Below are 6,101 nucleotides of genomic sequence, written 5' to 3'. Positions count from 1 at the left end.
CGACGGCAGAAGGCGGAACCCTTGCCTTGCTTGTGTTGCAAGATCCGGGCGGGCAGGTCGGCGGTGACGCCGATATACAGAACGCCGCCGCGTTTGTTGGTCATGATGTAGACCCAGCCGCCGATTGCCGTGAGCTAGCACGAGGGCGAGAGCGATCCCAGCTTTCGCTGGGATGACGGTAAAGTCCGTTCCGGGGTCGGTTTCTGAATGTCCGCGTTTGGCCCGCTTTACCGCAAAGCGGACGGGGTGATCAGGCAAGGGGGGATATTCCTGCGCTGCACCTTGCCCCCGCGCCGCGCATCGGGAATCCCTCAGGCATGGCGATTCTTTCCGACAAGTGGATCCGCGCGCAGGCGCAGGCGCATGGCATGATCGAACCTTTTGTCGAAGCCCAGCGGCGCGACGGGGTGATTTCCTATGGCCTGTCCTCCTACGGTTATGACGCGCGCGTGGCGGACGAGTTCAAGATCTTCACCAATGTCGACAGCGCCGTGGTCGATCCCAAGGATTTTGCCGCCAACAGCTTTGTCGATCGCAAGACCGAATGCTGCGTGATCCCGCCCAATTCCTTTGCGCTGGCGCGCACGGTCGAATATTTCCGCGTGCCCGAAGATGTGCTGGTGATCTGCCTTGGCAAATCGACCTATGCGCGCTGCGGGATCATCGTGAATGTCACCCCGCTGGAGCCGGGCTGGGAAGGGCACGTGACGCTGGAATTTTCGAACACCACGCCGCTGCCCGCGAAAATCTACGCTAATGAAGGCGCGTGCCAGTTCCTGTTCCTCAAGGGCAACGAACGCTGCGAGACCAGCTATAAAGACCGCGCGGGCAAATATATGGGCCAGCGCGGGGTGACGCTTCCCAAGCTTTAGGGCCCAAGCTTCAGGGCCCAAGCTTCAGGCCCGCAGCCTGGGCGGTGCTTTCCTACGACAGGTTGGGCGGGTTAGTGTCGCCGGGATCCCTCGTCCAAGGAGCCAGCGTACATTTCCCCGCGCAACACCCTGTCTGTCCGCCTGGCAAGGCCCAATCCAGGTGACTGGTTTTGCTGATGATTGTCTTGCAGTGCAAAGTCGACAGGGTGTCAACTTTGTGCACTTTGCGCCGGTTTGCCGGGCAGGTTTTGACTCGCCGGGCGCGTGTCTGCATGGCATCAGGCAATCACACGGAGAACAATCATGAGCACCCGCGAATTCGACATCATCATCTTTGGCGCGACCGGCTATACCGGGCGGCTCGTCGCCGAATATCTCACCAATCACTATGGCACGCGTGAGGATGGCCCGAAATGGGCGATGGCCGGGCGCAGCCTTGGCAAGCTGGAAGAAGTGCGCGACGCAATCGGCGCGCCGGCCACCACCCCGCTGGTGGTTGCCGATGCCGATGACAGCGCCGATCTGGAAGCGCTGTGCGCGCGCACAAGCGTGGTGCTGACCACGGTCGGCCCGTACCAGCTTTATGGTGACAAGCTGGTCGCCGCCTGTGTCGCCACCGGCACCGATTATGCCGACCTGTGCGGGGAGCCTGCATGGATGGCAGAAAAGATCGCCGAACATCAGGCTGCCGCCGAAGCCAGCGGCGCGCGCATCTGCTTTTCCAGCGGGTTCGATTCGATCCCCTTCGATCTGGGCGTGATGATGACCCAGAAGGCCTGCGTCGAGAAATTCGGCCAGCCTGCCCCGCGCATCCGCGGGCGCGTGCGGGCGATGAAGGGGACGTTCTCTGGCGGCACCGCGGCGAGCCTCGGCGCGACCATGAAGGCGGCGGCCAAGAGCGTCTCGATCATCAACGTGCTGCGCAATCCCTTTGCGCTGACCCCCGGTTTTGACGGCCCCGACCAGCCTTCGGGCATGATCCCGTCCTATGAGGACGATCTCGGCAAGTGGTCCGCGCCCTTTGTCATGGCGCCGATCAACACCAAGAACGTGCACCGCACCAATTTCCTGCTCGGCCATCCTTACGGCACCGATTTCAAATATGACGAGATGATGCTGACCAGCCCCGGCGAGGCGGGCAAGGCGGCGGCCAATGCGGCGCTGGAGATGATGAAGAACCCGTTCGGGGCCAAGCCGCCCAAGCCCGGCGAAGGGCCGACCAAGGAGGAACGCGAAACCGGCTTTTATGACGTGGTGTTCGTGGCTGAAATGCCGGGCGGCGAGCGGCTGCAATACGCCGTCAAGGGCCGGTATGATCCGGGCTATGGTTCGACCAGCCGGATGCTTTCCGAGACCGGGATTGCGCTGCTTTCGTGCGACAAGCCGGGCGGGATCGGCACGCCGGGATCATTCCTGGGCGAAGATCTGGTCAAGCGGCTGGAAGAGCACGCTGAACTGACCTTCGCGGCCGAGGGTTAAGGCGCAGGAGGCGGGCTCCGGCGATGATGCCGGAGCCCGCCTTGCGACCCCGATCAGAAGCTCAGGCGCACGCTGGCACGGAAATTGCGGCCCATCAGCGGGACGAAGTCCTTGGTGAAGCTGGCATGGCGGCGGCCGTTGACATCGAAGATATTGTCGGCGGCCAGTTGCACGGTGACGTTCTGGTTATCGGTCAGCGGACGCCACGCTACCAGCGCATTGACCAGCGTGAAGCTGTCGGTTGGTGTTTCGAAAGTGGTTATGCGGTCCTGCCCGTCAAACCACTGCACTTCGCCGCGAACGTCAAACGCCTGGGTTTGCGCCTCAAGCGCGCCGAGCAGGCTCAGCGGCGGGATGCGCGGCGCGGCGTTGCCATCGGCGAACTCGGCCTCGACATACGAGGCGCGCAGGTCGGTCAGCAGGCGGAAGCTGCCGGTGTCGATCACGGGATAGGAGAGGTCCGCCTCGATCCCGAAGAAGTCGGCGTCTTGCTGGAGGTATTCGAAAACCGGCAGGTCGTCTTCCTCGAGGCCTGTTTCGTTGAGGAAGATGTAATTGTCGAACCACTGCTTGAAGACGGTGAGGTTGAACGTTCCCGCCCCTAAGGTGCCGCGGGCATAGGCTTCAAGGCCCCATGCGCGTTCGGTCCTGAGGTCGATATCGCCGATCTCGAAGGCCTGCGTGGCGATGTGCGGGCCGTCCGAGAACAGTTCCTCGGCGCTCGGTGCACGTTCGGCGCGCGAACCGTTGATGCCGATGCGGATGCCTTCGATGCCCTGATAGACCACGCCGAGCGCACCCGAGAAGGTTTCATAATCGCGCGCGATGCCGAGCGTCTGGGCCTCGACATCGGTGAACTCGGCGCGGGCGGCGGCTTCGATCTGGACCGGGCCGGTGCCGAATTCCTGCAGCGTGAAGATTGCGACCTGATCGGTCAGGTTCGGCGGGACATAGGCTTCCTCGCCCACGGCGAAGAAATCGCGGTGGAGATACTGGATGCCGGTCGCACCGCGCAGCATGCCATCGGCGTTCTGCACCAGTTCGGCGCGCGCTTCGACGCTTGTGCTTTCGAACACCGTGCCGACTTCGCCCGGCCCTTCGAACTCGGTGTGAGTGTAGTCCGAATATCCGACCCGCACCTTGAGCCGCTCGAACGCGCCATCGCCAAGGAAGATGTCGCCCTTGAAGTCGGCACGGAACTGCTGAAGGTCGATGCGAACGTTTTCTTCGCCTTCTTCCTCACCGTGATCTTCGCCCTCATGCTCCTCCTCTTCGCCGCCGTGTTCATGCTTGAGGCCGGGCCGCTTTATGACGCCGTAATTGGTATCGTAAAATCCGATCGCCGCGCCGAAGGTGCTTTCGCCGAGGATCAGGCCAAGCCCGGCATTGACCGTCCAGCTGCGCATGTCGCTGTTGGGTACGAACCCGCGCTGGCCGGCGGCTTCGCGGAATTCTGCAGCTTCGTCAGGTTCGCCATCGGCATCCTTTTCCGCCGCTTCCTCAAGCAGTTCGGCACGCAGTTCGGGCGAGAGCTGGAAGCCGCCGATATCCATGTTGCCGGTTTCGCGCCACGACCCGTCAACGTGGAACACGAGGTTCGAGCCGATCCCGACATCGAGCGAAGCCGCGCCGGTGCGCATGTTGCTGGCGCTGTCGACACCCGCAAAGCCATCGAAGTGGAAATCTTCATCCGGCATCCGGGTCGGGATGCGCTTGTCGATCACGTTGACCGCGCCGCCGATCGCCTGGCTGCCGTAGAGCAGCACGGCGGGGCCGCGCAGCACCTCGATCCGCTCGACCGTGATCGGATCGATCGAGGTGGCGTGATCGACCGAGGTGTTCGAAACATCCGCCGTGCCGACACCATCGATCAGCACGCGCACGCGCTCGCCCTGCTGGCCGCGCAGAACCGGGCGTGATGAACCGGGGGCAAAGCTGGTGGAGGACACGCCGGGGATCTTCGTGAGGAGGTCGCCAAGCTGTCCATTGACCATGTCGCGCTGGATCTCGCGGGCTTCGAGCACGCTGGTGCCCGCGAGCAGGTCCAGTTCCTTGAGACCGGAGGCGCTGACGATGATATTGCCTTGCCCGTCGGTCTGGCGGTTGTGGAGATCATCCTCGACCTGCGCTTCGGTGTCGGCGGGCGCGGTTTGCGCCAAGGCCGGGCAGGCGCCGACAGCGAGGCCGAGCACCGTGGCAAGAGCGAGACGAGAGGGCGCGAGACGTGTCTTGCGAGAGATCATGGGGGTTCCCGTTGTTTGAATGAGATAACGTATCACGTAGCTAGCAGCGAATTTTCCGAATGCAAGGGGCAGCGGGCAGGTCAGCAGGCGGCAGCCGATCAGGTGCGGCACAAATGCGACAACGGGCAGGTGTGGGACAGTGGGCGGGTGACCGCGTGCTCAAGCCTGAAACCCGGCGGGGGGGCATGCTCACCATAACCTCAGCCGCGCCGTCGCCAACCCGATTGTCGCTGTGCATGGCTGCGCTGTCCGGGGCGATGCGAGCCTTGCGGGCATGGGTACAGGGGCCGGGAATGCACCGCTCGAAGGGTTCATTGCGCTGACATGATCGTCCATGAGAAACACAGCGACGGCAGGTTCGTGGATCGCGAAGGTTGGTGCAGCCACCACCGGTTGCTGCATGACGGGTTCTGGCTTGGAATTGGGGAAAGGCGCCTGTCGTCTTTCAGGCAGCCACTGCAAGGCGGCGCTATGACCGCAACTTTCTGGCAAAGGCGGATGGCGGCTTTCTTGCTCGCGAGCATCTGGAATCAAGGCCGCAGGCAGGATGCCGGAACCTTTGGCCGCCCCCATCTTTCTGCAGCTGGGACTAGGCCGACAATTGTTCTGGTTATCTGGGCAGTTGCAGCATTGGGTTGAGCAGCGGAGCCTGTCGGGCGTAGCGAAGCAGGCCATTGCTCATCGTGTTCGGTGGCCACGTGCGCCAGCGTTCTGAAAATTGCGAAACGCCCCGCCGTCTCTTTCCAATACGCGCAACCACCGTGGTGTCAGCGTGCGGGCAGAGCGCTGGTGATTGCCTCAGGTCTTTTTGCCTCCGCCGAACCAGCCGCGGAAGGGGTTGAAGTAGAACCTGCTCTTCTTGCCTTGCTTGGCCCGTGGTGCCTGAGCGGCCGTGATCGGCGCGCCGCCACCCAGGGGCTGGAGCCGGGTTATCGTTGAAGAGGCCTCAATATCTTGACGAACAAAAGCGGTCGCTCTTTGGGTGCGTCAGGACGGAGGATACTGTTTCGGAATATGGTCCCGTTTCGTGTGGACGGTCGAAATCAAAGATCCCGAAGCCTCACGTTTGCGGTCCGGCATTCATAAGTTTCATTCCTCTGGTAACTGGCGATGCGGCCCATCCGCTTTAACAATCGCGGACAATCTCGCTTCCACCAAAGCTAGGGCCTCTCGTGCATGTCCGTCGTCAGAACATTTGGCACAACTTGCGGCGTAGATTAGCGGAGTGCGGACCTCGTCTGGGGGTTGGTTTTAGGCGGCGAGCTTGCAGTGTTGCAAGCGCCGATGTTCGATGGTGTGTCGCTTGATCCTTTCACGCTGATTGAGGATGGAAGCCGCCCTGCCGAGGTAGGCGTCGGCGGGCGTCACGTTGGACAGCGCTTCGTGATAACGCTGGTGGTTGTAGTGCTCGACGAAGGCCTCGATCTGGGCCTCGAGGTCACCGGGCAAGAAGTAGTTTTCCAGCAGGATGCGGTTCTTCAGGGTCTGGTGCCAACGCTCGATCTTG

The 6,101-nt window shown here is 62.4% G+C and carries 5 protein-coding genes and 1 pseudogene; 3 read left to right on the top strand and 3 right to left on the bottom strand.

What is annotated here, in order from left to right:
- Nucleotides 1-125, bottom strand: a 125-nt coding sequence (locus BUA05_RS14280) for a GIY-YIG nuclease family protein (protein WP_281247025.1), incomplete at its 3' end; no start/stop codon positions are given.
- Nucleotides 126-317: 192 nt separating this feature from the next.
- On the opposite strand from BUA05_RS14280, the gene dcd reads away from it, so the two are divergent.
- Both dcd and BUA05_RS14270 read left to right on the top strand, forming a co-directional pair.
- Nucleotides 318-872, top strand: coding sequence for a dCTP deaminase (gene dcd, locus BUA05_RS14275; protein WP_072675689.1), 555 nt, complete (start codon nt 318-320; stop codon nt 870-872).
- A 303-nt stretch (nt 873-1,175) separates the two neighbouring features.
- Nucleotides 1,176-2,351, top strand: a complete 1,176-nt coding sequence (locus BUA05_RS14270) for a saccharopine dehydrogenase family protein (protein WP_072675688.1) — start codon at nt 1,176-1,178, stop codon at nt 2,349-2,351.
- Nucleotides 2,352-2,404: 53 nt separating this feature from the next.
- Here BUA05_RS14270 and BUA05_RS14265 read toward each other — a convergent pair whose 3' ends face one another.
- Nucleotides 2,405-4,594, bottom strand: a complete 2,190-nt coding sequence (locus tag BUA05_RS14265; RefSeq protein WP_072675687.1) for a TonB-dependent receptor — start codon at nt 4,592-4,594, stop codon at nt 2,405-2,407.
- A 143-nt stretch (nt 4,595-4,737) separates the two neighbouring features.
- Here BUA05_RS14265 and BUA05_RS14260 point away from each other — a divergent pair.
- Nucleotides 4,738-4,913: pseudogene (locus tag BUA05_RS14260) on the top strand (4-hydroxy-2-oxovalerate aldolase); the annotation flags it as partial.
- A gap of 932 nt (nt 4,914-5,845) precedes the next feature.
- On the opposite strand, the gene BUA05_RS14250 reads toward BUA05_RS14260, so the two are convergent.
- Nucleotides 5,846-6,101, bottom strand: a 256-nt coding sequence (locus tag BUA05_RS14250; protein ID WP_143150331.1) for an integrase core domain-containing protein, incomplete at its 5' end; no start/stop codon positions are given.

The organism is Erythrobacter sanguineus (genome assembly GCF_900143235.1).
Taxonomy (GTDB): Bacteria; Pseudomonadota; Alphaproteobacteria; order Sphingomonadales; family Sphingomonadaceae; genus Erythrobacter; species Erythrobacter sanguineus.
This window is presented reverse-complemented; position numbering and strand designations above follow the sequence as displayed.